Source organism: Pseudomonas sp. MF6755 (assembly GCF_016405635.1).
Classification (GTDB): Bacteria; Pseudomonadota; Gammaproteobacteria; order Pseudomonadales; family Pseudomonadaceae; genus Aquipseudomonas; species Aquipseudomonas haemolytica.
This window is the reverse complement of the sequence record NZ_JAEKDA010000014.1, coordinates 154,629-179,040: the sequence shown is the minus strand read 5'-3', so window position 1 is coordinate 179,040 and position 24,412 is coordinate 154,629. Positions and strand designations below refer to the sequence as shown.

Annotated in this window: 30 protein-coding genes; 9 read left to right on the top strand and 21 right to left on the bottom strand. The window is 58.1% G+C overall.

The window, feature by feature from the left end; genetic code table 11:
- Positions 1–3: 3 nt before the first annotated feature.
- From pheT to thrS, 6 genes are all read right to left on the bottom strand, one after another.
- On the bottom strand, positions 4–2,382 hold the full coding sequence (gene pheT, locus JFT66_RS19795) for a phenylalanine--tRNA ligase subunit beta (RefSeq protein ID WP_198859931.1): 2,379 nt from the start codon (positions 2,380–2,382) through the stop codon (positions 4–6).
- 26 nt (positions 2,383–2,408) lie between these two features.
- A complete protein-coding gene (gene pheS, locus JFT66_RS19790) occupies positions 2,409–3,425 on the bottom strand; it encodes a phenylalanine--tRNA ligase subunit alpha (protein WP_034117607.1) in 1,017 nt (338 codons plus the stop codon).
- A gap of 109 nt (positions 3,426–3,534) precedes the next feature.
- Positions 3,535–3,891: a 50S ribosomal protein L20 gene (gene rplT / locus JFT66_RS19785; protein WP_002553161.1), complete on the bottom strand. Its 357-nt coding sequence runs from the start codon at positions 3,889–3,891 to the stop codon at positions 3,535–3,537.
- A gap of 30 nt (positions 3,892–3,921) precedes the next feature.
- Positions 3,922–4,116 (bottom strand): 50S ribosomal protein L35, encoded by a 195-nt coding sequence (gene rpmI, locus JFT66_RS19780; protein ID WP_002553160.1) that lies wholly within the window; start codon positions 4,114–4,116, stop codon positions 3,922–3,924.
- A gap of 60 nt (positions 4,117–4,176) precedes the next feature.
- On the bottom strand, positions 4,177–4,728 hold the full coding sequence (infC, locus tag JFT66_RS19775) for a translation initiation factor IF-3 (protein WP_170827566.1): 552 nt from the start codon (positions 4,726–4,728) through the stop codon (positions 4,177–4,179).
- Positions 4,728–6,650 carry a threonine--tRNA ligase gene (thrS, locus tag JFT66_RS19770; protein ID WP_025857830.1) on the bottom strand — a complete coding sequence of 641 codons (1,923 nt, stop codon included), beginning with the start codon at positions 6,648–6,650 and terminating at the stop codon, positions 4,728–4,730. The genes infC and thrS overlap by 1 nt, the downstream gene beginning before the upstream one ends.
- Before the next feature lie 364 nt (positions 6,651–7,014).
- Here thrS and JFT66_RS19765 point away from each other — a divergent pair, with 364 nt between their 5' ends.
- The gene (locus JFT66_RS19765; protein ID WP_019820908.1) at positions 7,015–7,329 is read left to right on the top strand and encodes a hypothetical protein; all 315 of its coding nucleotides are present in this window, start codon (positions 7,015–7,017) and stop codon (positions 7,327–7,329) included.
- A 289-nt stretch (positions 7,330–7,618) separates the two neighbouring features.
- The gene (locus tag JFT66_RS19760) at positions 7,619–7,831 is read left to right on the top strand and encodes a cold-shock protein (RefSeq protein WP_003234260.1); all 213 of its coding nucleotides are present in this window, start codon (positions 7,619–7,621) and stop codon (positions 7,829–7,831) included.
- Between the two features lie 73 nt (positions 7,832–7,904).
- Here the strand turns inward: JFT66_RS19760 and JFT66_RS19755 are convergent, their stop codons facing one another.
- Both JFT66_RS19755 and JFT66_RS19750 read right to left on the bottom strand, forming a co-directional pair.
- On the bottom strand, positions 7,905–8,225 hold the full coding sequence (locus tag JFT66_RS19755; RefSeq protein WP_034117606.1) for an I78 family peptidase inhibitor: 321 nt from the start codon (positions 8,223–8,225) through the stop codon (positions 7,905–7,907).
- 145 nt (positions 8,226–8,370) lie between these two features.
- Positions 8,371–8,676 carry a hypothetical protein gene (locus JFT66_RS19750; protein ID WP_034117913.1) on the bottom strand — a complete coding sequence of 102 codons (306 nt, stop codon included), beginning with the start codon at positions 8,674–8,676 and terminating at the stop codon, positions 8,371–8,373.
- 154 nt (positions 8,677–8,830) lie between these two features.
- Between JFT66_RS19750 and JFT66_RS19745 the strand changes: the two genes are divergently transcribed.
- A complete protein-coding gene (locus JFT66_RS19745; protein ID WP_034117605.1) occupies positions 8,831–9,037 on the top strand; it encodes a hypothetical protein in 207 nt (68 codons plus the stop codon).
- 32 nt (positions 9,038–9,069) lie between these two features.
- On the opposite strand, the gene JFT66_RS19740 is transcribed toward JFT66_RS19745, so the two are convergent.
- Genes JFT66_RS19740 through JFT66_RS19710 form a run of 7 tightly spaced genes read right to left on the bottom strand, consistent with a single transcriptional unit; the run spans position 9,070 to position 16,037 of the window.
- Positions 9,070–10,098 carry a nucleoside hydrolase gene (locus JFT66_RS19740; RefSeq protein ID WP_198859930.1) on the bottom strand — a complete coding sequence of 343 codons (1,029 nt, stop codon included), beginning with the start codon at positions 10,096–10,098 and terminating at the stop codon, positions 9,070–9,072.
- 26 nt (positions 10,099–10,124) lie between these two features.
- On the bottom strand, positions 10,125–10,529 hold the full coding sequence (gene rbsD, locus JFT66_RS19735; protein ID WP_034117603.1) for a D-ribose pyranase: 405 nt from the start codon (positions 10,527–10,529) through the stop codon (positions 10,125–10,127).
- Complete coding sequence (gene rbsK / locus JFT66_RS19730) at positions 10,526–11,443, bottom strand: ribokinase (RefSeq protein WP_034117602.1); 918 nt, start codon at positions 11,441–11,443, stop codon at positions 10,526–10,528. The genes rbsD and rbsK overlap by 4 nt, the downstream gene beginning before the upstream one ends.
- 23 nt (positions 11,444–11,466) lie before the next feature.
- A complete protein-coding gene (locus JFT66_RS19725) occupies positions 11,467–12,489 on the bottom strand; it encodes a LacI family DNA-binding transcriptional regulator (protein ID WP_034117601.1) in 1,023 nt (340 codons plus the stop codon).
- Positions 12,490–12,492: 3 nt separating this feature from the next.
- Positions 12,493–13,470 carry an ABC transporter permease gene (locus JFT66_RS19720; RefSeq protein WP_153837980.1) on the bottom strand — a complete coding sequence of 326 codons (978 nt, stop codon included), beginning with the start codon at positions 13,468–13,470 and terminating at the stop codon, positions 12,493–12,495.
- Positions 13,467–15,020, bottom strand: coding sequence for a sugar ABC transporter ATP-binding protein (locus JFT66_RS19715; RefSeq protein WP_198859929.1), 1,554 nt, complete (start codon positions 15,018–15,020; stop codon positions 13,467–13,469). The genes JFT66_RS19720 and JFT66_RS19715 overlap by 4 nt, the downstream gene beginning before the upstream one ends.
- Positions 15,021–15,077: 57 nt before the next feature.
- Positions 15,078–16,037, bottom strand: a complete 960-nt coding sequence (locus JFT66_RS19710; protein ID WP_034117598.1) for a sugar ABC transporter substrate-binding protein — start codon at positions 16,035–16,037, stop codon at positions 15,078–15,080.
- Positions 16,038–16,600: 563 nt separating this feature from the next.
- Here JFT66_RS19710 and JFT66_RS19705 point away from each other — a divergent pair.
- From JFT66_RS19705 to JFT66_RS19695, 3 genes are all read left to right on the top strand, one after another.
- Entirely contained in the window at positions 16,601–17,689 is a 1,089-nt protein-coding gene (locus tag JFT66_RS19705; protein ID WP_034117597.1) for an asparaginase, read from the top strand.
- Between the two features lie 173 nt (positions 17,690–17,862).
- On the top strand, positions 17,863–18,114 hold the full coding sequence (locus tag JFT66_RS19700) for a DUF1654 domain-containing protein (RefSeq protein WP_034117596.1): 252 nt from the start codon (positions 17,863–17,865) through the stop codon (positions 18,112–18,114).
- A 4-nt stretch (positions 18,115–18,118) separates the two neighbouring features.
- A complete protein-coding gene (locus JFT66_RS19695; RefSeq protein WP_198859928.1) occupies positions 18,119–18,808 on the top strand; it encodes an endonuclease in 690 nt (229 codons plus the stop codon).
- A 31-nt stretch (positions 18,809–18,839) separates the two neighbouring features.
- Here the strand turns inward: JFT66_RS19695 and JFT66_RS19690 are convergent, their stop codons facing one another.
- The gene (locus tag JFT66_RS19690) at positions 18,840–19,205 is read right to left on the bottom strand and encodes an SPOR domain-containing protein (RefSeq protein WP_153838226.1); all 366 of its coding nucleotides are present in this window, start codon (positions 19,203–19,205) and stop codon (positions 18,840–18,842) included.
- A 261-nt stretch (positions 19,206–19,466) separates the two neighbouring features.
- On the opposite strand from JFT66_RS19690, the gene csrA reads away from it, so the two are divergent.
- The 3 genes from csrA to JFT66_RS19675 all read left to right on the top strand — a co-directional run bounded on the left by csrA (position 19,467) and on the right by JFT66_RS19675 (position 20,520).
- The gene (gene csrA, locus JFT66_RS19685; protein WP_003192511.1) at positions 19,467–19,661 is read left to right on the top strand and encodes a carbon storage regulator CsrA; all 195 of its coding nucleotides are present in this window, start codon (positions 19,467–19,469) and stop codon (positions 19,659–19,661) included.
- 208 nt (positions 19,662–19,869) lie between these two features.
- On the top strand, positions 19,870–20,130 hold the full coding sequence (locus JFT66_RS19680) for a hypothetical protein (RefSeq protein WP_198859927.1): 261 nt from the start codon (positions 19,870–19,872) through the stop codon (positions 20,128–20,130).
- Positions 20,131–20,223: 93 nt separating this feature from the next.
- On the top strand, positions 20,224–20,520 hold the full coding sequence (locus tag JFT66_RS19675; protein WP_198859926.1) for a hypothetical protein: 297 nt from the start codon (positions 20,224–20,226) through the stop codon (positions 20,518–20,520).
- A 20-nt stretch (positions 20,521–20,540) separates the two neighbouring features.
- On the opposite strand, the gene JFT66_RS19670 is transcribed toward JFT66_RS19675, so the two are convergent.
- The 5 genes from JFT66_RS19670 to JFT66_RS19650 form a co-directional block, all read right to left on the bottom strand.
- Complete coding sequence (locus tag JFT66_RS19670; RefSeq protein ID WP_198859925.1) at positions 20,541–21,218, bottom strand: HAD-IA family hydrolase; 678 nt, start codon at positions 21,216–21,218, stop codon at positions 20,541–20,543.
- Positions 21,219–21,362: 144 nt separating this feature from the next.
- On the bottom strand, positions 21,363–21,806 hold the full coding sequence (locus tag JFT66_RS19665; protein WP_198859924.1) for an anti-virulence regulator CigR family protein: 444 nt from the start codon (positions 21,804–21,806) through the stop codon (positions 21,363–21,365).
- Positions 21,807–21,884: 78 nt separating this feature from the next.
- Positions 21,885–22,499: a pyroglutamyl-peptidase I gene (pcp, locus tag JFT66_RS19660; RefSeq protein WP_034117589.1), complete on the bottom strand. Its 615-nt coding sequence runs from the start codon at positions 22,497–22,499 to the stop codon at positions 21,885–21,887.
- Between the two features lie 7 nt (positions 22,500–22,506).
- Entirely contained in the window at positions 22,507–23,457 is a 951-nt protein-coding gene (locus JFT66_RS19655; protein WP_198859923.1) for a DUF979 domain-containing protein, read from the bottom strand.
- Positions 23,454–24,170 carry a DUF969 domain-containing protein gene (locus JFT66_RS19650; RefSeq protein WP_034117587.1) on the bottom strand — a complete coding sequence of 239 codons (717 nt, stop codon included), beginning with the start codon at positions 24,168–24,170 and terminating at the stop codon, positions 23,454–23,456. The genes JFT66_RS19655 and JFT66_RS19650 overlap by 4 nt, the downstream gene beginning before the upstream one ends.
- Positions 24,171–24,412: the final 242 nt, after the last annotated feature.

Here is a 24,412-nt window from a genome sequence, read left to right as displayed (position 1 = left end):
ACGTCACTTCCTTAACGTGGCGTTCAACCTTTGTTCGAGCGAGGTGAGGATATTTTGCGTCGTAGTATTCACCTCATCGTCATTAAGAGTGCGCGATGGATGCTGCCAGGTCAAGCCAACTGCAAGGCTTTTTCTATGCGGATCAATGCCTTTACCCTGATAGACGTCAAATAGCCTGAGGTCTGTCAGCCATTCCCCTGCATTTTCACGGATTACATCCAGAACGGCAGTGGCGGCGACTTCACGGTCGGCGATCAGGGCCAGGTCGCGACGCACTTCAGGGAAGCGCGACAACTCACTGAATTTAGGCATCTTGCCCGACGCAACTTCAGCCAAGACTAGCTCAAAAACAAAGACTGGACGGTCCAGCCCCAGGGTTTTCGACAGTTCTGGGTGAATAGCGCCCACGAAGCCTACCAGGCGACCTTCGCGCTCGATACGCGCCGTCTGGCCAGGGTGCAGCGCAGGGTGGCTGCCCGGCGCAAAAATGAAGGCATCCAGCGCACCGGCAAAGCCCAGTACCGCTTCGACGTCAGCCTTGACGTCGAAGAAGTCCACGACCTCGCGGCCCTGCGCCCAGCCTTCCGGAAGGCGGCTGCCGCAGACAACGCCAGCCAGCATCGGCTCTTGCTTCAAGCCATCGAGCTGACCAACGAAACGCAGGCCACTTTCGAACAGGCGCACGCGGTCTTGTTGGCGGTTCAGGTTGTGGGAAAGCGCTTTCACCAGACCCGGCCACAGCGACGAACGCATGGCGGCCATGTCGTTGGAGATCGGGTTAGCCAGCAATAGCGGCTCGACACCAGGGTTGAACAGCTCGAACTGTTTTGGATCGATGAAGCTGTAGGTCACGGCCTCTTGGTAACCACGGGCCACCAACAGACGACGCAACTCAGGCAAGTGCGCACGCGCTTCAGCTTTGGGTTGCGGCGCCAGGCGCGCTTGCGGGTAACGAACTGGCAAGCGGTTGTAACCATACAGGCGCGCCAGTTCTTCGATCAGGTCAACTTCCAGGCTGATGTCGAAGCGATGGCTCGGTACTGCAACCTGCCACTGCCCTTCCCCACCCGCAGAAATACCCAGGCCGAGGGCGGTCAACAGCTGCTCGATTTCTGCCGGCTCAATAACCAGGCCGAGCATCTGCTCAACGCTTTTGGCACGCAGGGTGATCGGCGCAATCGACGGCAGGTACTGTTCGCTGACGGTTTCGGTGATCGGGCCGGCTTCGCCGCCAGTGATTTCCAGCAGCAGGCCGGTGGCGCGCTCCATGGCTTCACGGGCGAGCTTCCAGTCCACACCACGCTCGTAGCGGTGCGACGCATCGGTATGCAGGCCATAGGAACGGGCCTTGCCAGCGATGGCGATCTGGTCGAAGAACGCGCTTTCAAGGAATACGTCACGGGTGGTCGTGGACACACCGCTGTGCTCGCCACCCATCACGCCGGCAATCGCCAGGGCGCGGGAATGGTCGGCGATGACCAAGGTGTCGGCACGCAGGCTGACTTCCTGACCATCGAGCAATACCAGCTTCTCGCCTTCTTCGGCCATACGCACGCGGATGCCGCCATTGATTTCGGCGAGATCGAACGCGTGCAACGGCTGGCCCAACTCCAGCATTACGTAGTTGGTGATATCGACCGCGGCGTCGATGCTGCGCACATCAGCGCGACGCAGACGCTCAACCATCCACAGCGGGGTTGGCTTGGACAGGTCGACGTTACGGACCACACGCCCCAGGTAACGTGGGCAGGCGTTTGGCGCCAGCACTTCAATCGAGCGTACTTCGTCGTGCACTGCCGGCACTGCAGCGACCACTGGACGGGTGACGGGAGCGTTGTACAGCGCGCCCACTTCACGGGCCAGGCCAGCCAGGGACAGGCAGTCGCCACGGTTCGGGGTCAGGTCGACCTCGATGCTGGCGTCTTCCAGCTCCAGGTAAACACGAATGTCCTGGCCCACGGGTGCGTCAGCCGGCAGTTCCATCAGGCCATCGTTGCCTTCGCCTACCTGCAACTCCGCCTGGGAGCACAGCATGCCGTTGGATTCAACGCCACGCAGCTTGGCTTTCTTGATCTTGAAGTCGCCCGGCAGTTCGGCACCGATCATGGCAAACGGGATCTTCAGGCCCGGGCGCACGTTGGGCGCTCCGCACACGACCTGGAAGGTTTCTGTGCCGTTGCTGACCTGGCACACACGCAATTTGTCGGCATCCGGGTGTTGCTCGGTGCTCAGCACCTCGCCCACCACCACACCGCTGAAAACACCGGCGGCCGGCGTAACGCTATCGACCTCAAGACCGGCCATCGACAGACGCGCAACCAGCTCGTCGCGCTCTACCTGCGGGCTTACCCAGCCACGCAGCCATTGTTCACTGAATTTCATCCTGCTCTCCTAAAGATTCGTTACGACTAGCGAAATTGCGCGAGGAACCGCAAGTCGTTGTCGAAGAACAGACGCAAGTCGTTCACGCCGTAACGCAGCATGGCCAGACGCTCAACGCCCATGCCGAAGGCAAAGCCCGAGAACTCTTCCGGGTCGATCCCGGACATGCGCAGCACGTTAGGGTGGACCATGCCGCAGCCCATCACTTCCAGCCAGCCGGTCTGCTTGCAGACACGGCAGCCTTTACCGCTGCACATCACGCATTCCATGTCGACTTCAGCGGATGGCTCGGTGAACGGGAAGAACGACGGACGGAAACGCACCGCCAGTTCCTTCTCGAAGAACACCCGCAGGAATTCTTCGATAGTGCCCTTGAGGTCGGCGAAGTTGATGTCGCGATCAACCAGCAGGCCTTCGACCTGGTGGAACATCGGCGAGTGGGTGATATCCGAGTCGCTACGGTACACACGGCCTGGGCAGACGATGCGGATCGGCGGCTTGTTCGCTTCCATGGTGCGGACCTGTACCGGCGAGGTATGGGTGCGCAACAGCATGTTGGCGTTGAAATAGAAGGTGTCATGCATCGACCGGGCCGGGTGATGGCCAGGGATGTTGAGCGCCTCGAAGTTGTGATAATCGTCTTCGACCTCAGGGCCTTCGGCAATGCCGTAGCCGATGTGAGTGAAGAACTGTTCGATACGTTCCAGAGTCCGGGTGATCGGATGCAGACCGCCCGAGGCCTGGCCACGGCCAGGCAAGGTAACGTCAATGGACTCGGCGGCGAGCTTGGCCGCAAGATCGGCCTCCTCGAGCGACGCCTTGCGCGCATTGAGAACCTCTGTGACACGCTCCTTGGCGACGTTGATCAGCGCACCGACTTGCGGGCGCTCTTCAGCCGGCAAATTCCCCAGGGTCTTCATCACCTGAGTCAATTCACCCTTTTTGCCAAGGTAGTGAACCCGGATTTGCTCCAGGGCATTTACATCTTCAGCGCTATGCACAGCCTCAAGGGCTTGGGCGACGAGCGCGTCCAGGTTTTCCATGTACAGACTCCAGATACAAAATAGGGGAAGAGCTTTAAGGCTCTTCCCCTATTTATGACGTTTAACACCCAGGGCTACAGGAGTAGCCCAGGGTGACTGTCGGGGGTACTTAAGCCAAGGTGGCTTTAGCTTTCTCGACAATCGCAGCAAACGCCGCTTTTTCGTTCACTGCCAGATCAGCCAGAACCTTACGGTCGATCTCGATGGACGCTTTTTTCAGGCCAGCGATGAAACGGCTGTAGGACAGACCGTTAACACGTGCACCAGCGTTGATACGAGCGATCCACAGAGCGCGGAACTGACGTTTTTTCTGACGACGGTCACGGTAGGCGTATTGGCCTGCCTTGATTACCGCTTGCTTGGCAACACGGAATACGCGTGAGCGTGCGCCGTAGTAGCCTTTAGCAAGTTTCAGAATTTTTTTGTGACGTTTACGGGCAATGACGCCACGCTTTACACGAGCCATGAGTTACTTCCTCTATTCTTGATCCAAAAATTAACGAAGGCGCAGCATGCGCTCGACTTTTGCCACGTCAGACGGATGCAGCAAGCTGCTACCGCGCAGTTGACGCTTACGCTTGGTCGACATTTTGGTCAGGATGTGGCTCTTGAAAGCGTGCTTGTGCTTGATACCGTTAGCAGTTTTCAGAAACCGCTTAGCAGCACCACTTTTAGTCTTCATCTTTGGCATGTTCGGATACTCCGCATTCAGTTGATAAACATAATCAGAAGGCCTGCCGTGCCCTGTTGATTACTTCTTCTTTTTCGGGGCGATGACCATGATCAGCTGGCGTCCTTCCATCTTAGGATGCTGTTCGACCGAACCGTACTCGAGCAGGTCAGCTTCAACCCGCTTGAGGAGTTCCATCCCCAGCTCCTGGTGGGCCATCTCACGGCCGCGGAATCGCAAGGATACCTTGGCCCTGTCCCCATCACTCAGGAAACGTACCAGGTTGCGCAGTTTTACCTGGTAATCCCCTTCCTCCGTCCCTGGACGAAACTTGATTTCTTTAACCTGGATCTGCTTCTGGTTTTTCTTGGCTGCGGCAACCTGCTTCTTCTTCTCGAAGATCGATTTGCCGTAGTCCATCAGCTTGCAGACAGGCGGTACAGCATCGGCGGAAATTTCCACCAAATCGAGCTTGGCTTCTTCAGCCTTAAGAAGCGCGTCTTCAATTGACACAATCCCAAGCTGCTCACCCTCAGCCCCAATTAACCGAACCTCGCGTGCCGAGATATTCTCGTTGATCGGGGCTTTCGGTGCAGCTCGTTTATCTTGTCTCATTTCACGCTTAATAGTAATTACTCCGAATCTGGGCGACCACGCCGGGAAACCGCTTGCGCGAGGAACTCAGCGAACTGGGCGACGGGCATCGAGCCCAGGTCAGCACCTTCACGAGTACGCACAGCGACAGTCTGCATCTCGACTTCCCGATCTCCGATAACCAAAAGATAGGGAACCTTGAGCAAAGTATGCTCGCGGATTTTAAAGCCGATCTTTTCATTTCTCAAGTCGGACTTGGCACGAAACCCGCTTTCATTGAGAGTTTTTTCAACTTCAGCGGCAAAATCGGCCTGTTTATCAGTGATATTCATGATCACTGCCTGGGTCGGAGCCAGCCACGCAGGGAACGCGCCCTCGTAGTGCTCGATCAGGATCCCGACGAACCGTTCGAACGAGCCGAGGATCGCCCGGTGCAGCATAACCGGGTGTTTACGGCTGTTGTCTTCGGAGACGTATTCGGCTCCCAGACGGATCGGCAGGTTAAAATCGAGCTGCAGGGTACCACACTGCCAGACGCGACCAAGGCAATCTTTCAGCGAGAACTCGATCTTCGGACCGTAGAACGCACCCTCACCCGGCTGCAGGTCGTACGCAAGCCCCGCACTGTCGAGTGCAGCGGCCAGTGCCGCTTCGGCGCGATCCCACAGCTCATCGGAGCCGACGCGTTTTTCCGGACGAGTGGACAGCTTCATCTCGACTTCGGTAAAGCCGAAATCGCGATAAACGTCCATGGTCAGCTTGATGAACGCAGCGGATTCGGCCTGCATCTGCTCTTCTGTGCAGAAGATGTGGGCGTCGTCCTGGGTAAAGCCACGCACACGCATGATGCCGTGCAGCGCACCCGAAGGCTCGTTACGGTGGCAAGCACCGAACTCGGCCAGGCGCATCGGCAACTCGCGGTAGCTCTTCAAGCCCTGGTTGAACACCTGCACGTGGCAGGGGCAGTTCATCGGCTTGATGGCGTAGTCGCGGTTTTCCGACTGGGTGGTGAACATGTTGTCGGCGTAGTTGGCCCAGTGCCCGGATTTCTCCCACAGGCTGCGATCAACAACCTGCGGGGTCTTGATCTCCAGGTAACCGTTTTCGCGCTGAACCTTGCGCATGTACTGCTCGAGCACCTGGTACAGGGTCCAGCCGTTCGGGTGCCAGAACACCATGCCCGGCGCTTCTTCCTGGAGGTGGAACAGGTTCAGGCGCTTGCCGATCTTGCGGTGGTCGCGTTTTTCAGCTTCTTCGATGCGCTGGATATAGGCGGCCAGCTGTTTCTTGTCAGCCCAGGCCGTGCCGTAGATCCGTTGCAGTTGTTCGTTCTTAGCATCGCCGCGCCAGTAGGCACCGGACAGCTTGGTCAACTTGAACGATTTGAGGAAGCGCGTATTCGGCACATGCGGGCCGCGGCACATGTCGACGTATTCTTCGTGGTAGTACAGGCCCATGGCCTGCTCATCAGGCATGTCTTCCACCAAGCGCAGCTTGTAGTCCTCGCCACGAGCGGTAAACACGTCGATCACTTCGGCACGCGGGGTGACTTTCTTGATGACGTCATAATCTTTTTCGATCAGCGCGTGCATGCGCTGTTCGATGGCCGCCAGGTCGTCCGGAGTAAAGGGACGCTCATAGGCGATATCGTAATAGAAGCCTTCTTCGATAACCGGGCCGATCACCATCTTCGCAGTTGGGTACAGCTGCTTGACCGCATGGCCAATCAGGTGCGCGCAAGAGTGGCGAATGATCTCCAGCCCCTCTTGATCCTTGGGCGTGATGATTTGCAGGCTGGCGTCGCTGGTGATCAGGTCGCTGGCGTCAACCAGCTTGCCGTCGACCTTGCCGGCCACGGTGGCCTTGGCCAGGCCGGCACCAATGGATGCGGCGACCTCGGCTACGGAAACCGAATGATCGAATGAACGTTGACTGCCATCGGGAAGAGTAATAGTTGGCATGGCGCCTCCTCTCCTAGTGGTGACCCCTACCAAAGGTCACGTGGGTTGGGATGAGCCAGTACAAGATCCAATATCAGGCCGTTCAGTAATGAACGCCTGCCTTACAGCGGCAGGAGCCTTTCGGCCAACCGATAATCGAACCAGAGTGACTGGAGTGAACAAAAAGAACGTGGCGAGGCGGCAAATGGCGCGCCGGGAAATAGCCAGGCGAGGATGCTAGCACAGATGAACGGTCATCGCGCCGGCGAAGCTTTGGGTAAAGAGCAATTCATGGCTTTATAGCTGCAAAAGTGAACTTGGGCTGTACGTCGAGCCTCAAACCCACTGAGAATCGCCGTTCGTCCTCGACCCAAAGGAGCATCCCATGATGCGTTTTACCTCTACCCTCGCTGTCGCCGCTACCCTGAGCCTCCTTTCCCTCGGCGCGCAGGCTGCAGCCCCCTCCAACTGGCCAGCCGGCGCCCGTGACGCCTTCGTCAACGACTGCAGCGCTGCCGCCAGTCAGAACGTAGACGTCAAAACTGCCAAAGCCCACTGCGAATGTGGCGCTGACAAGATCAATGCCGAATTGAGCACTGCCGAAATCAAGGAACTGATGACCAATCAGAACGCCAGCCCGGAGCTGAAAAACAAAGCGGTCGCGGCTATTTCGTCCTGCAAAGTCGTGAAGAAAAAGTAAGATTGACCACCGATCAGACGGCCATTTCGTTGAAAAAACAGCCTGAAAACTGCCTTTTCGCACAAATTACGCAGGTTTTACGGCTTTTTTTAACAGCTGATATTTCGTCGCAAAGCCCCGTATTTCGGGGCTTTCAGTCGGATCAATGATCAAATGCAACGCGATTGATCTGCAAACAGTGCCTCGGGGGGGCTCCCAAGTCGAACATTTCGACTATGATAGCCCAGTGTGCCCAGTTGGCCTGAGCAGCACAGCACTACTGAAAATATATGTTTCTTGGAGATACACCATGTCTAATCGCCAAACCGGCACCGTTAAATGGTTCAACGATGAAAAAGGCTTCGGCTTCATCACTCCTCAAGGTGGCGGTGACGACCTGTTCGTACACTTCAAAGCTATCGAAAGCGACGGTTTCAAAAGCCTGAAAGAAGGCCAAACCGTTTCCTTCGTGGCTGAGAAAGGCCAAAAGGGTATGCAAGCTGCACAAGTTCGCGGCGAGTAATTCCCCGCTGAGCTAAAAAAACCCCGTCCATGTGACGGGGTTTTTTATGGGTGAGGCAAAAGCCGGAAGGCAATCAGCCGCAATTGACCCGATTGATCACCAGATTATTGTCGGTGTTCAGGTTCAAGCGGTCGGAGCGATACTCCAGCGTGATCATATCGTTGGGCTTGAGGATGCGTGCATTCTGCGCCCCCGCACGTGTACGTGCTTGCTCCAGCAACTGCGGCGAGGCTTTCTGGCCGATCGCGAACTCAGCAGCCTTCGACTCACAGCGGCTATGACCGGCGTCGGCCACGGCGGCGTCTTTGCCTGGCTCAGAGGCACCCGGGGTGGTGCAACCCGCCAATGCGAGTGCTGCCAACAAAGTACCGAATGATGCGAGCTTCCAAGGCATGAAGCCTCCTATGATAAAAAATGGACAGAGATCGTGCGACAGCAGTCAAAGCGATTGGTTTCAAGACGTTTAAACGCCTGCGCGCAAGTCTGCCTCACTCACAGCAGTCAAGCGCCCTGTCAATCGTGACTAGATATGAACGCACCTAGTAGATATCAATGTAGTCAGAAGAGGGTGTAGGCCAATTCTGCTTCAACGCGTTAAAAATCTGCATGACCCAGACTTCGTCGCTGGCCGCCACGATACCGACATAACCGGAGCCCTTGGCCCAGGTCTCCAGGCGAAACAACAGGCCACCGATATCAGCGCCCCCTACTACGCCTGAAGAAATGTAGGCAATGCCAGCCTTGCTTACCCGCAGCTGGGTATGTTCATCGTCACTGGCGCTGCCAAGCAGTTGGCGCACGGCTTCCAGCGTGAGGTTATCGGACTTGTTCAAATCGATTTGCACACGGTATTCCCGGCCATTAATCAGGGCGACAGTGTCGCACAGCCCCTCCTTGATGCCTAAGTAGCAGTGCCAAATGTCGTACAAAATGGTTAACTGCGCGCGCTGGAACCGCGTTCCAGCGCATTGCCCAGTATTTTCAGCCCGTGAGACTTCCATGACCACCGTAACGATCCAAGCCGACATCAAAGCCAAGTGGCCCCAAGGGCAAAGCTCCTACAGCCCCGGAAGTCCGGAAGAACTGGCGATCATTGGTATCGACCTGCTGGTCAAGGAACTGGGCACCCAGGCGGCACAAGCGTTCATCGGCCAGGTATTCGAGAAATACCCCGCCGACCACATGGGCGCCCAAGAGCGCGAATAAGAACGGCCGACGAACGCCGACCGGTGAACGTCTTACTTCAGACGCGCCAGGCGCTCGGTCAGTAGATCGAAGAAGCCCTGGGCATCGCCGTTCTCAACCCAGAACACGTTCTTCTCCTGCTTGAGGCCGTCGTACCAATCGACGATGGTCTGGCCAAAGGTCGGGCCTTCGCGACTGTCTACGACCATGTTGGCCTGACGACCGCTGAACAGTGAAGGCTTGAGCAGGTAGGCAACCACGGTGGCATCGTGGACCGGGCCACCGGGGATGCCGTAATGCTCCATATCGCCTTTGACGTACTCATTCAGAATACTGCTGACGACTTTGCTCGCATTGTTGTTCAGGTCAGCAATCTTTTTAAGACGGGCGTCACTGGTGAGAACCTTGTGGGTCACGTCCAACGGCAGGTAGGTCAACTTCACACCACTTTTCAGCACGATCTCAACCGCAGCCGGGTCGGCGAACAGGTTGAACTCGGCCACTGGAGTGATATTGCCGCCATTGAAATGCGCCCCACCCATGACCACCACTTCCTTGATGCCCTGGGTGATTTCAGGCGCCTGGGTCAGTGCCAGTGCCAGGTTGGTCTGTGGGCCGAGCATGGCGATGGTGATGCTGTGGGGCTTGGCGGTGTTCAAGGTCTTGATCAGGTAGTCAACGGCATTGCCGTCGGCCAGGCCTTTTTTAGGTTCGTGCACGGTAACGCCGGAAATGCCTTCCTTGCCGTGAATATTCTCTGCGTAGATCGGCGTGCGCAGCAGCGGTTTTGGCGCGCCTGCATACACCGGAATGTCCTCGCGCCCTGCCCACTCGCGCGCCAGGCGCGCATTGCGGGAGGTCTTGTCCAGGCGCACGTTACCGGCGACGGTGGTCAGTGCGCGAATGCTCAACTCCTCCGGCGAGGCCATGGCGAACAACAACGCCACCACATCATCGGCACCTGGGTCGGTGTCGATGATCAGGTCGATTTTTTCCGCCGCTTGGGCGCTTGCAGCAGTGAGCGCGGACAAAAGCAGAACACTCCGGAACAGGTTTTTCAGGGTAGGTAGACCACGTTGCATAAAGCACTCCTTGTCGTAGGGGGACACTAGAACGTTACGCCGGATACCAGCGCGATATTGCAGTAAGGCTGGCACTCGCCGGTGCGCACAACCGCGCGGGCGGTGCGGCTCAGTTGCTTGAACTGGTCATGGCTGACCAGGCGCCGCTCACCCAGCGCCGCTTGCTCTGTGAGCGTATTGAGCTCGGTCAGCGCAGGCGGTTGTCTAAGCAGAATTTCTTCCGCCAACACGTGGCTCTCCACCTGCATTTCGCTAAGCACGATGCGCAGGGTGCTGATGAAATCCGGAATACCCTGGGTCAGCGCCAGGTCGATCAACTCGACGCCGGGAGGCACCGGCAGACCGGCATCGCCGATGACCAGGATGTCACCGTGCCCCAGGGACGCGATCACGCGTGACAGGGCGATATTGAGCAAAGGTGTCTTTTTCATGAGGGCACAAAACCTTGTACGTCTTGCAGCGTAGGAATGGAAGGTTGAGCGCCAGCGCGGGTCACTGACAACGCAGCCGCCACCTGGCCAAAACGGATCGCCTCGGTTTCGCTCTTGCCCGCGGCCAGCGCGGCGGCAAAGCCGCCCACAAAAGTATCGCCAGCGGCCGTGGTATCCACCGCCTTGACCTTCGGCGCCGCCAGGTGTTCGAAGCTGTGGCCATCGGCAAACAGGGCGCCCTGGGCACCGAGGGTGATGATGACTTTAGCCGCCCCCGCGTTGATCAACACCGTCGCGGCAACCTTGGCGCTGTCGAGCGAGTCGACCGTCACACCACTCAGAGCGGTGGCCTCGCTTTCATTAGGGATCAGGTAATCAATTGAGCCGTACCACTGCGCCGGCAAAGGTCCGCTCGCGGGGGCCGGATTGAGGATGACTGTCTTGCCCAGTTCGCGACCACGCTTGAGCGTGTACCCAACGGTGTCCATCGGCACTTCAAGCTGGCAGATGATCACTTCAGCCGCTTGCAACACAGCGTCGCAAGCTTTCAAAGAGGCAGGCGTCAGCTCACCATTGCTGCCCGCCACAATGACGATTGCGTTCTGACTGCTGTCATCCACCACGATCAACGCCACACCGCTGGAACCTTCCACGGTGCTGACCGCCTGGCAATCGATCCCTTCCACCCGCAACGCCTCGCGCAATTGGCCGCCGTAGGCGTCAGTACCCACGCACCCGATCATCGCGACGCCGGCCCCCAGCCGCGCCGACGCGACTGCCTGGTTGGCGCCCTTGCCGCCGGGAACGGTGGAAAAGCTTTGGCCGACCAGGGTTTCGCCGGCACGCGGCAAGCGACTGGCGCGGGTGACCAGGTCCATGTTCAAACTGCCTACTACCACTACTTTTGCTGGCATACATCAGTACTCATCAATTGCGTTCAGCGGTATTGGGCGAACACACCGGCCAATGGTGCCGTCGACTCACGCAAAACAATACTCGGCGTCACGATACGTTGATCGATCGGCAGTTGGGGTGTTGCTATTCGTTGCAGTAACAACTCGGCCGCCGTCTCGCCCAGTTGCAGGATCGACTGCCCGACCGTGGTCAGCGCCGGGTAGACGTAGCGACCCATCTGAATGTCATCGAAACCGATCACCGACAGCTCGCCCGGCACGCGGATATTGCGCTCGGCGGCAGCGCGCAGCACGCCAAAACCGATCATATCGTTGCTGGCGAAAATCGCGCTGGGCGGATCCTCCGCTAACAACTGCACGGCTGCGGCATACCCTCCCGTGCTGGTGAAATCGCTTTCCAGGGTGCGACTGGCCAACACCTCGACACCCGCTTCGCTCAACGCACGCTGGTAACCCGCCAGACGCATCTGTGCCACGCGGGTATGCCCGGGGCCGCCGATACAGGCGATGTCCCGGTGCCCCAACTCCAGCAAGTGCCGGGTCGCAAGGTAAGCGCCCTCTTCGTGATCGATGCGTACCAGATCGACATCAATGCCATCCAGTGCCCGGTCGACAATCACCATGGGCGTGCGCACCGCACTCAAGCCGGCGGCAAGGCCACTGTCATCGCCGCCCACCGATGTCACGATCAAGCCGTCGACGCGTTTCTCCAGCAATACGCGCAAATAACTGCGCTGTTTTTCGGCGTCGTCGTCGGAATTGCAAAGAATCACGCAGTAGCCATTACGCTCGCAGTAATCCTCGATGCCCCGCGCAAGCTCCGCAAAATACGGGTTGAGGCTGTTGGGTACCAGTAAACCGATGGTGGCAGTGGTCTTGGCCTTGAGCGAGCGTGCTACGGCGCTAGGCACATAGTCCAGTTGCTTGATCGCCGCCTCGACCTTGATGCGTACCGGCTCGCTGACCGGGCGCGTCTTGTTCACCACATGGGACACCGTGGTGTAGGAAATACCTGCAAGCGCTGCCACATCCTTGATCGTTGCCATGGTTCAGCCCCGCCGACTGGCGCGTTGGCTGCGGTAGGTATCGAGGACGACGGCAATCACGATCACGGCACCGGTAATGATGCGTTTCGTGGGTTCCGTAGCGCCGATCTGCGCCAGGCCGGCCGCGAGCACCGAAATAATCAACACACCGAAGAACGTACTGATCACCGAGCCACGCCCGCCCATCAGGCTGGTGCCGCCGATCACCACGGCAGCGATCACTTGCAGTTCCAGGCCCGAACCGGCGTTCGGGTCCGCAGCCTCCAGGCGTGAAATCTGGAACAAGGCAGCCACACCGGCCAACAAGCCCATCAGGCTGAACACCAGGATCTTGTAGGGTTTGGGGTTGATGCCAGCCAGGCGCACCGCCTCTTCGTTGGTGCCGATACCGATCAGGTAACGCCCGAATACGGTACGGGTCAACACCAGTTGGGCCGCGATGATTACCAGCAGCGCGATGATAAACGACGGGGAAATACCAAAGGCAACCGGGTTGGACAGCCAGGCAAACGAGTCGCCGATATACGCGGTGCGCGAGCCAGTCATTTGGTAAGCCACGCCTCGAGCCATCTCCAGCACACCGAGGGATACAATAAATGACGGAATGCGCCAGGCCACGGTGATTGAACCGGTAATGGTACCGGCCAATGCGGCGCAACCCATGCCCAGCAAAGCGGCCGGCAACACGCTCCAGCCCCAGCCCAGAATCGCCACACTGACGGCCGACGCTGCCAATGCCAGCACCGAACCTACCGACAGGTCGATACCGCCGATGATCAGGATGAAGGTCATGCCCACCGCCAGCACCATCAGGTCCGGAATCTGGTTGGCCAGGGTGCTGAAGGTGTCATAGGACAGGAAGTGGTCGCTGAGCACCGAGAACAGCGCGATCATCGCCAGCAAGGCACCGGCCAGCCCCAGGTACGTACCCAGGCCGTAGAAGTTGCCGCCAGTTTTACCGGGGGAAATGTTTGTTTTCATGGGGTATTCCTAGGCGCTGCTTCGTTGAGCAGCGCATCACGTTTCTGATAGCCAGCAAAGGCGGCGGCGAGCAATTCGTCCTGGGTCCAGCTGTCACGCTCGAAGGTCTCGATCAGGCGCCCGGCGGACAACACACCGATGCGGTCACAGATCAGCATCAGCTCACGCAGGTCACTGGACACCACCACCAGCGCTTTACCCTGGCGCGTCAGTTCACCGAGCAAGGCGTAGATATCGAACTTGGCACCGACGTCGATGCCTCGGGTTGGCTCATCGAACAGCATCACGGCGCAATCGCGCTCCAGCCAACGGCCAATCACCACCTTCTGCTGGTTGCCGCCCGACAGCTCGGACACCAATTGCGCCGGGCTGGAACTGCGGATACGCATGGCATCGATCTGGCGCTTGCCCAAGGCGGTTTCATTACGACCATTAACCAGGCCGCCAGCAGAGATTTCCGGCATGTTGCCCAAGGCAATATTGGCGCTGATGGACTGGGTCAGCAACAGGCCCTCACCCTTGCGGTCTTCGGTGATCAGGGCGATACCATGACCGACCGCATCCACCGGCGAGCGAATACTGACCACCTTGGCGGGCGAACCCAAGGCCACGGTGCCGCTGTCGGCCGGGTCGGCGCCGAAGATCAGGCGCAGCAGTTCAGTGCGACCGGCGCCGATCAGGCCGGAAATGCCATAGATCTCGCCAGCCCGCACTTCAAAGGACACATCGCGCACCTTGTCCGAACGGCTCAGACCCTTCACCGTCAAGGCAGGGCCACCGATGGTGCGCGGGCCGAGGTCGATGTGCTCGCCCAGCTCGCGGCCGACCATCAAGGTCACCAGTTGCTCACTGTTGTAATTGGCCATCGGCTCGACGCAGACCAGCTTGCCGTCGCGCAATACCGCAATGCGCTGGGCGACGCGGGCCAGCTCTTCCAGCCGGTGCGAGATATAAATGATCGCCACGCCCCGGGCCTGCAGGCGGGTGATTTGTTCAAACAGCATCTCGACTTCACGGGCAGTGAGCATGGCGGTGGGTTCGTCGAGGATCAGCACATGGCAGTCGCCGATGAGGTTGCGGGCAATCTCGACCATTTGCTGGTGGCCAATGCCCAGGCTGCCAACCAGCGTATCCGGGTCGATCGCGTCCAGGCCGACCTGGGCCATGGCTTCAATTGCAGCTTTGCGCAGTTGCTTGCGGCTGATCCAGCCACAGCGACTCGGCAGGTTATCCAGGAACAGGTTTTCAGCCACCGTCAGCGTCGGCAGCAGGTTGAGTTCCTGCATGACCATGCGCACGCCCAAGGCTTCGGCCTGAGTGCGACTGGCGGGGCGGTAATCCTGACCGTTGAACTGCATGTGCCCGGTGGTGGGTGTGACCAGGCCGCCGATGATCTTCGACAAGGTGCTTTTACCTGCGCCGTTCTCACCGGTCAGCGCCAGCACTTCCCCGCGATTGAGCGTCAGGGTGATGTCGGACAGCACCGGCTGGGCATAGGTCTTGCCGATACCGCTGACCGAGAGGACAGCGTTCGGGGCGGAAGATGACATAGGAAAATCTCCAGGCGCCCGCCCAGGACGAGCGAGCGCTGTTGGGTACTGCCAGGATTACTTCTTGAGGACGAGTTCAACCGGGGTTTCGATCACGCCATCGTTGGCCTCGACTTTCTCACCCTTGACCAGCTTCAGCGCGTTCTGGATACCGAACACGGCTTGCTGGGCGGCCGCCTGGTCGGCCGTCGCGAGAACGCGGCCGTCCTGCAGCATCGGCTTGATGGCTTCGATGTTGTCGTAGCCTACGACCAGAACCTTGCCGGCCTTGCCCGCTGCACGTACGGCAGAGACTGCGCCCAGGGCCATATTGTCGTTACCGGCCAACAGGGCCTTGAGGTCCGGGTATTCGCTCAGCATGGCGGAAGCCACTTTACGACCTTCGTCAATTTCCCAGTTGCCTGATTGAGTGGAGACGATCTTCAGGCCGGCAGCGTCCATCGCGTCCTTGAAGCCGGCCGTGCGCTGCTGGGCATTGGTTGTGGTGGGTACGCCTTCAATAATGCCGACCTTGTCACCCGAGGCCAATTGCTTGGCCAGGTAATCGCCCACAAGCTTGGCGCCTTTGCGGTTGTCAGGGCCGACGAAGGGGATATCGAGGTTTTTGCTTTTCAGAACACCCGGGTCCAGGCGATTGTCGATGTTGACGATCTTGATACCGGCTTTAGAGGCATCCTCCAGCACCTTTACCAGGGCCTTGGAATCAGCAGGCGCGATAACGATGGCATTCACCTTGGACAGGATCATCTGCTTGACGATATCGATCTGCGCGCTGGTATCGGTTTCGTTCTTGATCCCGTTGGTGATCATGTCGAAGTCAGCGGCGTGGTCTTTCTGGTACTGCTTGGCGCCATCCTGCATCGTGACGAAGAATTCATTGGCGAGGGATTTCATCACCAGGCCGACCTTGGGTTTGGCGGCGGCGTCATCGGCAAATGCAGAAGAGAGAGGCAAGGCGGCGGATGCGGCAGCAAGCACAGCGACAGCAAGAAGACGTCCAGCAAATGGCAGCTTCATGGGTTCACTCCGATCTTATGATTATTGTGAGCAACGCTTGCACCGAAGACCCCTTCGGCAGCCCTCCCACCCGGGCGGCTGATACGAGCGATCACGATACTCAAGGAGTGCACCGCGAAACATCTCGCAAACGTTTGCGTTGTTCAAACTATGAGAACCTTGTCGAGATTTGTCAACGGGAGAAACCAGCCTTTGATTCCTCCCCTCCATGCCGATCCTTCTTACTTTTGCCACTGATACGTTTAAGCACCCTGCGCGCTCAAACGCCCTCTGAAACGACAGGTATGGTGCCAATGTCACTCAGGGTACAAGGACATACCGTGATAGCTTTCGGACAACCGAACGCGATCACCCCATCCGTTCGGAAAGCCGGACAACACTTGGCTCAAGCAAACCTTAAAATCAATATAAGTTGTTTTAAATCAACACGTTAATTTATAAATGCGAACACGCTCAGACTGGTACAAATCGTGCTCTTTCCCTGCACCTCGAGGCGTTCAGAACCGCCCGGGTGTTCTAGATGAACCTGCTACCGCACTCATCAAAAACCAGAGAGAAAAATAATGAAATCTGCATTGAAGAACTTCGTCCCGGGCGCCCTCGCCCTTCTGCTGCTATTCCCTGTTGCCGCCCAGGCAAAAGAAGTTGAGAGCAAGACCAAGCTGTCCAACGTGGTCATCCTCGCCACGGGCGGTACCATTGCTGGCGCTGGCGCCAGCGCGGCCAACAGTGCCACCTACCAGGCAGCCAAAGTCGGCATCGAACAACTGATCGCCGGTGTTCCTGAGCTTAGCCAGATCGCCAATGTACGCGGCGAGCAAGTGATGCAAATTGCTTCGGAAAGCATCAACAATGAAAACCTGCTGCAACTGGGTCGTCGCGTGGCCGAACTGGCCGACAGCAAGGACGTGGATGGCATCGTCATTACCCATGGCACTGACACCCTTGAAGAAACCGCTTACTTCCTGAACCTGGTAGAAAAAACCGACAAGCCTATCGTTGTGGTCGGTTCCATGCGCCCAGGCACCGCCATGTCGGCAGACGGCATGCTCAACCTGTACAACGCCGTTGCCGTCGCAGGCAGCAAGGATGCACGAGGCAAAGGCGTGCTGGTTACCATGAACGACGAGATCCAATCGGGTCGCGACGTCAGCAAGATGATCAACATCAAGACTGAGGCCTTCAAGAGCCCGTGGGGCCCACTGGGCATGGTCGTTGAAGGCAAATCCTACTGGTTCCGCCTGCCGGCCAAGCGTCATACCATGGATTCTGAATTCGATATCAAGACCATCAAGAGCCTGCCTGATGTGGAAATTGCCTACGGCTACGGCAACGTGAGCGACACCGCCGCCAAGGCCCTGGCCCAGGCTGGTGCCAAGGCCATCATCCACGCCGGTACCGGCAATGGCTCGGTATCGTCCAAAGTGGTCCCGGCCCTGCAGGAACTGCGCAAGCAAGGCGTGCAGATCATTCGTTCTTCCCACGTGAATGCCGGCGGTTTCGTCCTGCGCAACGCAGAACAGCCTGACGACAAATATGACTGGGTTGCCGCCCATGACCTGAACCCGCAGAAGGCCCGCATCCTAGCAATGGTTGCCCTGACCAAGACCCAGGACAGCAAGGAACTGCAACGGATGTTCTGGGAATACTGATTCCTGGTGATCTACCTGTAGGAGCGAGCTCGCTCCTACAGCCCCTCCCCCTCCCCGCACAGTTCAACAAACTCCCTGAAGCGCTGTCAGACGAACTTCTTGAAATTTAAGCAGTTGCGAAATTGCCTACAGTTAAATACTGTATGTGCGTACAGCCTATTAAGGAATTCTCCGTGGCAAAGCCCTCTTCCGCAGCACCTACTTCGCCTGACGCCTACCAGCGCCTTGCCATTCGCGTGCAAAAAATCATCAATTCGACTAACGCCCAAAAAGCCAAGGCAGCCTTGATCTTCCGTTTACCCGATGAACCGGAGGACGAGTGGCAACGGTTGCTGGAAGAAATTGCAGAAAACGACAACGTCACCCTCGCCTATCGGGATGACGGTGGTGTGCAGATTTTCTGGGTTGTGCCGAAGGAAGATTGATTGAATGAGTGCCCGTTTTATTGCTCTGTGCTGTCTGGTTTTTACCGTCACCGCCAACGCCCAAGCTCCTCGAACCTTCAGCGAAGCCAAGAAAATTGCCTGGAAGCTTTACGCTCCGCAATCCACCGAGTTCTACTGCGGCTGCAAATACACGGGTAACCGTGTGAACCTGAAAGCCTGTGGCTACATCCCGCGCAAAAATGCCAACCGCGCCGCGCGCATCGAGTGGGAACACATCGTGCCGGCCTGGCAAATCGGGCATCAGCGCCAGTGCTGGCAAAGTGGCGGGCGAAAAAACTGCACGCGCCACGACGATGTGTTCAAGCGCGCCGAGGCTGACCTGCACAACCTGGTGCCGAGCATCGGCGAAGTGAATGGCGATCGTAACAACTTCAATTTTGGTTGGCTGCCAGTGCAAAGCGGGCAGTACGGCTCATGCCTGACCCAGGTGGACTTCAAGGCCAAGAAGGTCATGCCGCGCCCGTCTATTCGCGGAATGATCGCACGCACGTACTTTTATATGAGCAAACAATACGGCCTGCGCCTGTCCAAGCAGGACCGACAACTGTATGAAGCCTGGAACAAGAGCTATCCGGTACAAACCTGGGAGCGCCAGCGCAACCAGACCGTGGCCTGCGTGATGGGGCGTGGTAATGAGTTTGTCGGCCCGGTGAACCTGAAGGCCTGCGGTTGAATATGGGCGGGGTTCCCGCCCACTCAGGCTCTTACTGCGCGACCTTGTGTTCGATGATCTCCGACACGGTGTCGGTTTTCTTGGCCCGCGCCATCTTTTCGTTAAGCAACGCCTGCCTGGCTTCGGCCTCCGCTTTGGTGGCGAACGGTCCCAGCAGCACTTCATCTTTGCCATCGACCTTCACGATGTAAAAAGTGAAACCATGTTCCAGCAACCAGGCGGTGAGGTCGGTGATCGCCTGCAGCTTGTGGTCCGGCGGGCCGACCCAGATATCCCACTCCTGAGCGGCAATCGCACCGGCTTGTGGCAGGCTTTCGGCCACGGCAGGCTTGGCCTTGGGGGCATCGACCGATTTACCTTCACCGCATCCGGCCAATGCCAACACCACAATTGCCATCGCTACTTTACGCACTGCCCTGCTCCTTTGAGGATAAAGAGGCGACTTTACCATTCACTGTCTATTCTGGCCGTCATAAACGTTGGCTTAAACAATGCGAATGATGTACTGCGACCTGTATGATGCCGCCATGGGAATTAATGTCGCCTCTATGCGTCCTAAAAGAGGCAGTCACAGGGAAGCGCTTCGCAGTAAGCTACACACATCCGACACCTGCCCTGTCTGAAACATGTGTCCTTAAAAGTAATCAAGGAGAACTCCATGCTTATACTCACCCGCAAAGTCGGTGAAAGCATAAACATCGGTGATGACATTACGATCACCATTCTGGGCGTTAGCGGCCAGCAAGTAAGAATCGGCATCAACGCACCCAAGGACGTTGCCGTGCATCGCGAGGAGATTTACCAGCGCATCCAGGCTGGCCTGACTGCACCCGACAAAAACCAGACGCCTTGAAACGCCTCAGTAGCCAGCCTTTTCGTTCACTGTAATGGCTGGCGAAAACCCAATTGACCTGTTCGCGTTCTACAGCGTGACCGGCGCGCCTTGAGCATGCCCTTCGCTGCAAGATGAAACTGTCAGGGTATCTGGAACTTGTTGAACTATTCGCAGCCCAATTTCTGACACAATATCCTGCCATCCGAGTGCGTTCAGGAGCACGTCGATGAGGCCTGCCGCGACACAACCCCTTGTTTCCAGATCCTGGATAATCGCCCTGCTGATAGGGCTGGCCTTCTTGGCGCTTGGGTATGGCGTAAGAGTGGAAGTTGAAATGGCAGATCCCGACGCCCAATCCTGGGCGGATTTGGCCCTCCTTCTCTGCGGCTACCTGCTTGTGTTCTGCCTCAAGCCCATCCAACAGGCTATTTTGCGCAAGTTGTGCCAGCGTGCAGCGCATCGCGCCCATCAAAAAACCGCACGCTGAGCGCCTCAAACCGCTATCGGATCGTCGGTATTTACAGCCCTGCAACACGACCTATGCTTGGGCTTGCGCAGTCAGTGAAAGGTGCAAAACCAGATGGATACCCTCAGCAAATCTGAAATCGAAAAAGCCTTGGCAGAGCGCCTGCCCAGCTACAGGGTTATGTGCACACTGCATGCTGACGGTACCCTTTCAGCCGTCCTCAGTGGCCCGGAAACCGATCACTTTGCAATTACTGGCATCGTACGCGCGCACTATCACGGTAAAGCAGCCATTAGCCGCCTCGCCACTGAAATACTCAGGGAAATGGTGATGTCGCGCCAAGGGATGAAAAACAGCCGATTGCAGGCATTATCTGATCAAGTCACCTGCGCAGTAGGCCCAGACCGATAACGGGCTTGGCCCTCTGCGCATCATGGCTCCCGCTTTCGCAACGACAGCAAGCCATCAACATCGCGCAGGGCGTGCAACGCGCCGTACCCGTCGATGCAAGCATGCGTCGTCATCATGGGTACCCAGTGTGTCGAGGTTACAACCATGATATCTGCCCCTGCTGCTTCGCCCGCTCGGATGCCCACCGTGGCGTCCTCGAACACCAGGCAGTCTTGCACCGGCACGCCCAAGCGCTGCGCGCCCAACACATAACAGGCCGGATCGGGTTTGCCACTCGCTACATCTTCAGCCGTCACTAACACCGTCGGCACGGGAATACCCGCCGCCTGCAGCCGGCGCAACGCCAATGCCTTGGGCGCGGACGTGACCAACGCCCATTGATCGGGGGGCAAGCGCGTCAAGAACTCTACTGCGCCTGGAATCGCCACCACATCTTCGACATCGTTCAGCTCAGCCTCGGTAATCCACCGAGCTTCCACCTCTGGATCAACACCCGGCAACGCCTGGCGAGTGATCGTATCAATCGCCCGTACGCCATGAATGGTGGCCAGGAAAGCCTCTACATCCAGGCCGTGGCGTTCGGCCCAAATGCTCCACACACGCTCTGCGGCAGCAATGGAGTTAAGCAGGGTCCCGTCCATATCGAACAGGAAGGCACGGTAACGCCGACTGAATACGGCTGGATTTCGGATGGACACTGCGCGGTTTCCTCATGAGCGGCCCCATGCAATCTACGGGTCGCCTTGATGCTTGTAAACGCACACCCTCCTGGCGAAACAGCCGGCATGATCCTCGATACGCCGCAAGCCCATGACAAGGCCGGCGGCTCTGCTTTTCGTCTTTCAATCAAAGGCCCCGTTGAGGACTTCGTAGATGATACCGCTGGCAATGGCCACCAATATCAAGTCGGTTCCGGCTTGCTGCCACTCATATCCGTCGTAGTGCGGCAACCGCCCTGCCAAGCGACCATCGAGCTTCTTGGCGATGCCGGGTGGCAGCGGTTTGCCACGCGCCAGGTTCTTCTGGATTCCCGGCGGCAATGCGGACCTTGGGCTCCAGTAATCGCGGGAACCTCCCAACACACTCAGTACGCTTGCTCGATCGACACTGGGGCCATGACCCGCCCCTCCCTTGCCTTTGGAATGGTCCTGGCCATGCCCGCCCTGGCCATTCCCTTTGCCATTACCCTGGCCCTTTCCGTTGCCGGGTTCAGCCAGACCAAGACCGCTACCTGCAAACAGCGCGAGTGTTAACACAACAGATAAGAACTTTGGGGACTTGGGCATAATGATTGTCCGAGGCGGATACGTTTTTGTACTGTAGTCGACGCTACCCCATAAAGTACTGAATTCGTATCCCAGTCATCAGCTCACCTGGCCGCCTGTCTCCACCACGTCCGCCTGGGTCAACCAGGCCGTGGAAACCCCAAGCCGCAAACCATCAACCAGAGAAGGCTGGCCGGCTGGCGGCGAACTCGGCACATGGATGAACCCACTGCGAACTCCGGCCCCGGCCAGCCGATGCTGCAAAAGATAAAACACCTGGTTACACACGAAGGTCCCCGCCGTTTGCGAAACCGCAGCCGCAAACCCTGCATCACGCAGCGCTTTGACGATGGCCTTGATCGGCAACGTCGAGAAGTATGCAGCCGGGCCATCGACCACCACAGCCGTATCAATCGGTTGTTGCCCGAGGTTGTCGGGGATACGTGCGTCGTTGATATTGATCGCCACCCGCTCGATGGAGATCTCGCTGCGCCCAGGTGCCAGGCCAGTGGCAATCACCATCGCCGGCTTCAACTCGCTTATCAGTTGGGCCAGGTATTCACCCGCGGTGGCAAATGCGCAAGGCAAGCAACGCGCAACAATCTGCACTCCCTCGCTCACTTGCACGCCATCCAGCTCTCGCGCCGCCTCCCACGAGGGGTTTACCAAGTCGTTATCAAAGGGCTCGAAGCCCGTCAGCAGTACGGTTTGCATAGTGGCCTCACATCAACAGATAAAGCAGCACGATATTGACCACCAGCATCATCAACGCTGTGGGTATCTGCGCCTTGATCACCGCGTTTTTATCGGGCAACTCCAGCAATGCAGCCGGGACGATATTGAAATTGGCCGCCATCGGCGTCATCAGCGTCCCGCAGTAACCGGAAAACATACCGATAGCCGCCATCACAGCGGGGTTGCCGCCGTAAATCCCCACCAGCACGGGCACGCCGACGCCACCGGTCATCACCGGGAAGGCCGCAAAGCCATTGCCCATGATCACAGTGAACAAAGCCATGCCCAACACATAAACCATCACCGCCACCAACTTGTAATCCAGGTTGATGTAAGTGGTAGTGACGTGGGCAACCGCAGTGCCCACCCCGGCCTCATTGAACAGCAACCCGAGCATCGCCAGCATCTGCGGCAGCACCATGGCCCAGCCCAGCGCCTCGGTCAGGCGGCGGGATTCGCGCAAGGCTTGCACCGGCGTGTCGCGGGTCAGCCAGCAGGCCAGGCCCAGGGCAATCAGGCAACCGATGCCGAGGGACACAAAAGTGGTGTTCTTGGGATCCAGCAGCGGTACGCCGCCGATTTCGGTGTGCTTGAGCAATACCGAGCCAATCACCGTGGTCAGGGGAATCGCCAACGCCGGGATAAACAACTTGTGGCCCAGCCGCCCAGCACTGGCGCGAGAAGCCTTGTCGTGCAATTCGGCGTGCTGACCACGGCCAACGCCGCCCATGCCCGCAATCAAGGCCATCACCACTACCCCCACGCCAATGACCACCGATGGCAGACGCTCGCCTACCAAAAACGGAATGGCGAACAATAACCAGAACAGTGCGCTCGACCAGCGTTTGGGGTGGGTACGGTCGAGCAGGATCATGCCCGCGGTGATCAGCAGCAAAACCCCCGCCAACCAATACAGGTATTGAATGGAAATGATCATTGGGCAGCCTCCACCGAAGTGGCAGCAGGACTCATCTCACGGGTCAGTCGTCGATCAAAGCGATGCAGCCGGATAGCGTGAATGATGAAGGCACAGATCGCGGTCGGGATGCCCCACACCGCAATATGCAGTGGCTCCACATCAATCCCCGAGCCCAGCAGGAAGGTGTGCATCAAGGCAATTGCACCGAAGGCGACAAAGATGTCCTCGCCAAAAAACAAACCGACGTTATCGGTGGCCGCGCACATGGCCAAGACTTTGTGACGCAGCTTGTCCGGCAGCTTGCCGTAGCGTTTTTCCGCTGCACCTTCGGCCATCGGCGCCAACAGCGGCCGCACCATTTGCGGATGCCCACCCAGGCTGGTCAGCCCCATGGCGGCCGTGGACTCACGCACAAACAGGTAGATGATCAGCAAGCGCCCGACAGTAGCGCGCTCGAAGCGAGCGATCCAGTTCTGCGCATGCAGGCGCAAGCCATGGCGCTCCAGCAGGCCGATAACCGCCAGGGGTAATAACAGAATCAATTGCAGGGCCCGGGTCTGAAGGAAGCCATCGCCCATGGTGGCGAGAATTTTTTCAAGGGGGAACTGGGCGGCGAGCCCGGTGACGATAGCGGCGGCAGTGACCACCAACAGCGGATTGAAGCGCAATACAAAGCCGACCACGATGACAAGTACGCCGATCAACGGCCATAAATTCACAACTGTTTGCATGGCGGGAAGGTCCTTTAGTGCGCGCTGCGGCGCCATTACAGCAGGATGTGGGCAAAGGGCTCACAGCATGAAAGTGGCGTGCAGTCGGCTCGGTTTTTTTATTGTTGACCTGGAAGGTCGAGCGTCAGTGGCGGCAACTTTGCTGCCTGGGGGACGGGGGTGTCCAACAAGAAAAATTGTTGCTGCAAACCAATAAATTTTGTGGGGGATGGCGCCAGGTAGTCGGGCGTCATGAGGGATTC

Coding starts and splice junctions, on each gene's coding strand:
- rbsK (WP_034117602.1), bottom strand. CDS start 11,443: ATGCCAGCAAAAGTAGTGGTAGTAGGCAGTTTGAACATGGACCTGGTC.
- JFT66_RS19675 (WP_198859926.1), top strand. CDS start 20,224: ATGGATACCCTCAGCAAATCTGAAATCGAAAAAGCCTTGGCAGAGCGC.
- JFT66_RS19650 (WP_034117587.1), bottom strand. CDS start 24,170: ATGCAAACAGTTGTGAATTTATGGCCGTTGATCGGCGTACTTGTCATC.
- JFT66_RS19665 (WP_198859924.1), bottom strand. CDS start 21,806: ATGCCCAAGTCCCCAAAGTTCTTATCTGTTGTGTTAACACTCGCGCTG.
- JFT66_RS19745 (WP_034117605.1), top strand. CDS start 8,831: ATGACCACCGTAACGATCCAAGCCGACATCAAAGCCAAGTGGCCCCAA.
- pcp (WP_034117589.1), bottom strand. CDS start 22,499: ATGCAAACCGTACTGCTGACGGGCTTCGAGCCCTTTGATAACGACTTG.
- JFT66_RS19760 (WP_003234260.1), top strand. CDS start 7,619: ATGTCTAATCGCCAAACCGGCACCGTTAAATGGTTCAACGATGAAAAA.
- JFT66_RS19710 (WP_034117598.1), bottom strand. CDS start 16,037: ATGAAGCTGCCATTTGCTGGACGTCTTCTTGCTGTCGCTGTGCTTGCT.
- JFT66_RS19690 (WP_153838226.1), bottom strand. CDS start 19,205: ATGGCAATTGTGGTGTTGGCATTGGCCGGATGCGGTGAAGGTAAATCG.
- JFT66_RS19720 (WP_153837980.1), bottom strand. CDS start 13,470: ATGAAAACAAACATTTCCCCCGGTAAAACTGGCGGCAACTTCTACGGC.
- csrA (WP_003192511.1), top strand. CDS start 19,467: ATGCTTATACTCACCCGCAAAGTCGGTGAAAGCATAAACATCGGTGAT.
- JFT66_RS19695 (WP_198859928.1), top strand. CDS start 18,119: ATGAGTGCCCGTTTTATTGCTCTGTGCTGTCTGGTTTTTACCGTCACC.
- JFT66_RS19705 (WP_034117597.1), top strand. CDS start 16,601: ATGAAATCTGCATTGAAGAACTTCGTCCCGGGCGCCCTCGCCCTTCTG.
- JFT66_RS19725 (WP_034117601.1), bottom strand. CDS start 12,489: ATGGCAACGATCAAGGATGTGGCAGCGCTTGCAGGTATTTCCTACACC.
- JFT66_RS19740 (WP_198859930.1), bottom strand. CDS start 10,098: ATGCAACGTGGTCTACCTACCCTGAAAAACCTGTTCCGGAGTGTTCTG.
- rplT (WP_002553161.1), bottom strand. CDS start 3,891: ATGGCTCGTGTAAAGCGTGGCGTCATTGCCCGTAAACGTCACAAAAAA.
- thrS (WP_025857830.1), bottom strand. CDS start 6,650: ATGCCAACTATTACTCTTCCCGATGGCAGTCAACGTTCATTCGATCAT.
- JFT66_RS19765 (WP_019820908.1), top strand. CDS start 7,015: ATGATGCGTTTTACCTCTACCCTCGCTGTCGCCGCTACCCTGAGCCTC.
- rbsD (WP_034117603.1), bottom strand. CDS start 10,529: ATGAAAAAGACACCTTTGCTCAATATCGCCCTGTCACGCGTGATCGCG.
- pheS (WP_034117607.1), bottom strand. CDS start 3,425: ATGGAAAACCTGGACGCGCTCGTCGCCCAAGCCCTTGAGGCTGTGCAT.
- pheT (WP_198859931.1), bottom strand. CDS start 2,382: ATGAAATTCAGTGAACAATGGCTGCGTGGCTGGGTAAGCCCGCAGGTA.
- rpmI (WP_002553160.1), bottom strand. CDS start 4,116: ATGCCAAAGATGAAGACTAAAAGTGGTGCTGCTAAGCGGTTTCTGAAA.
- JFT66_RS19715 (WP_198859929.1), bottom strand. CDS start 15,020: ATGTCATCTTCCGCCCCGAACGCTGTCCTCTCGGTCAGCGGTATCGGC.
- JFT66_RS19755 (WP_034117606.1), bottom strand. CDS start 8,225: ATGCCTTGGAAGCTCGCATCATTCGGTACTTTGTTGGCAGCACTCGCA.
- JFT66_RS19655 (WP_198859923.1), bottom strand. CDS start 23,457: ATGATCATTTCCATTCAATACCTGTATTGGTTGGCGGGGGTTTTGCTG.
- JFT66_RS19680 (WP_198859927.1), top strand. CDS start 19,870: ATGAGGCCTGCCGCGACACAACCCCTTGTTTCCAGATCCTGGATAATC.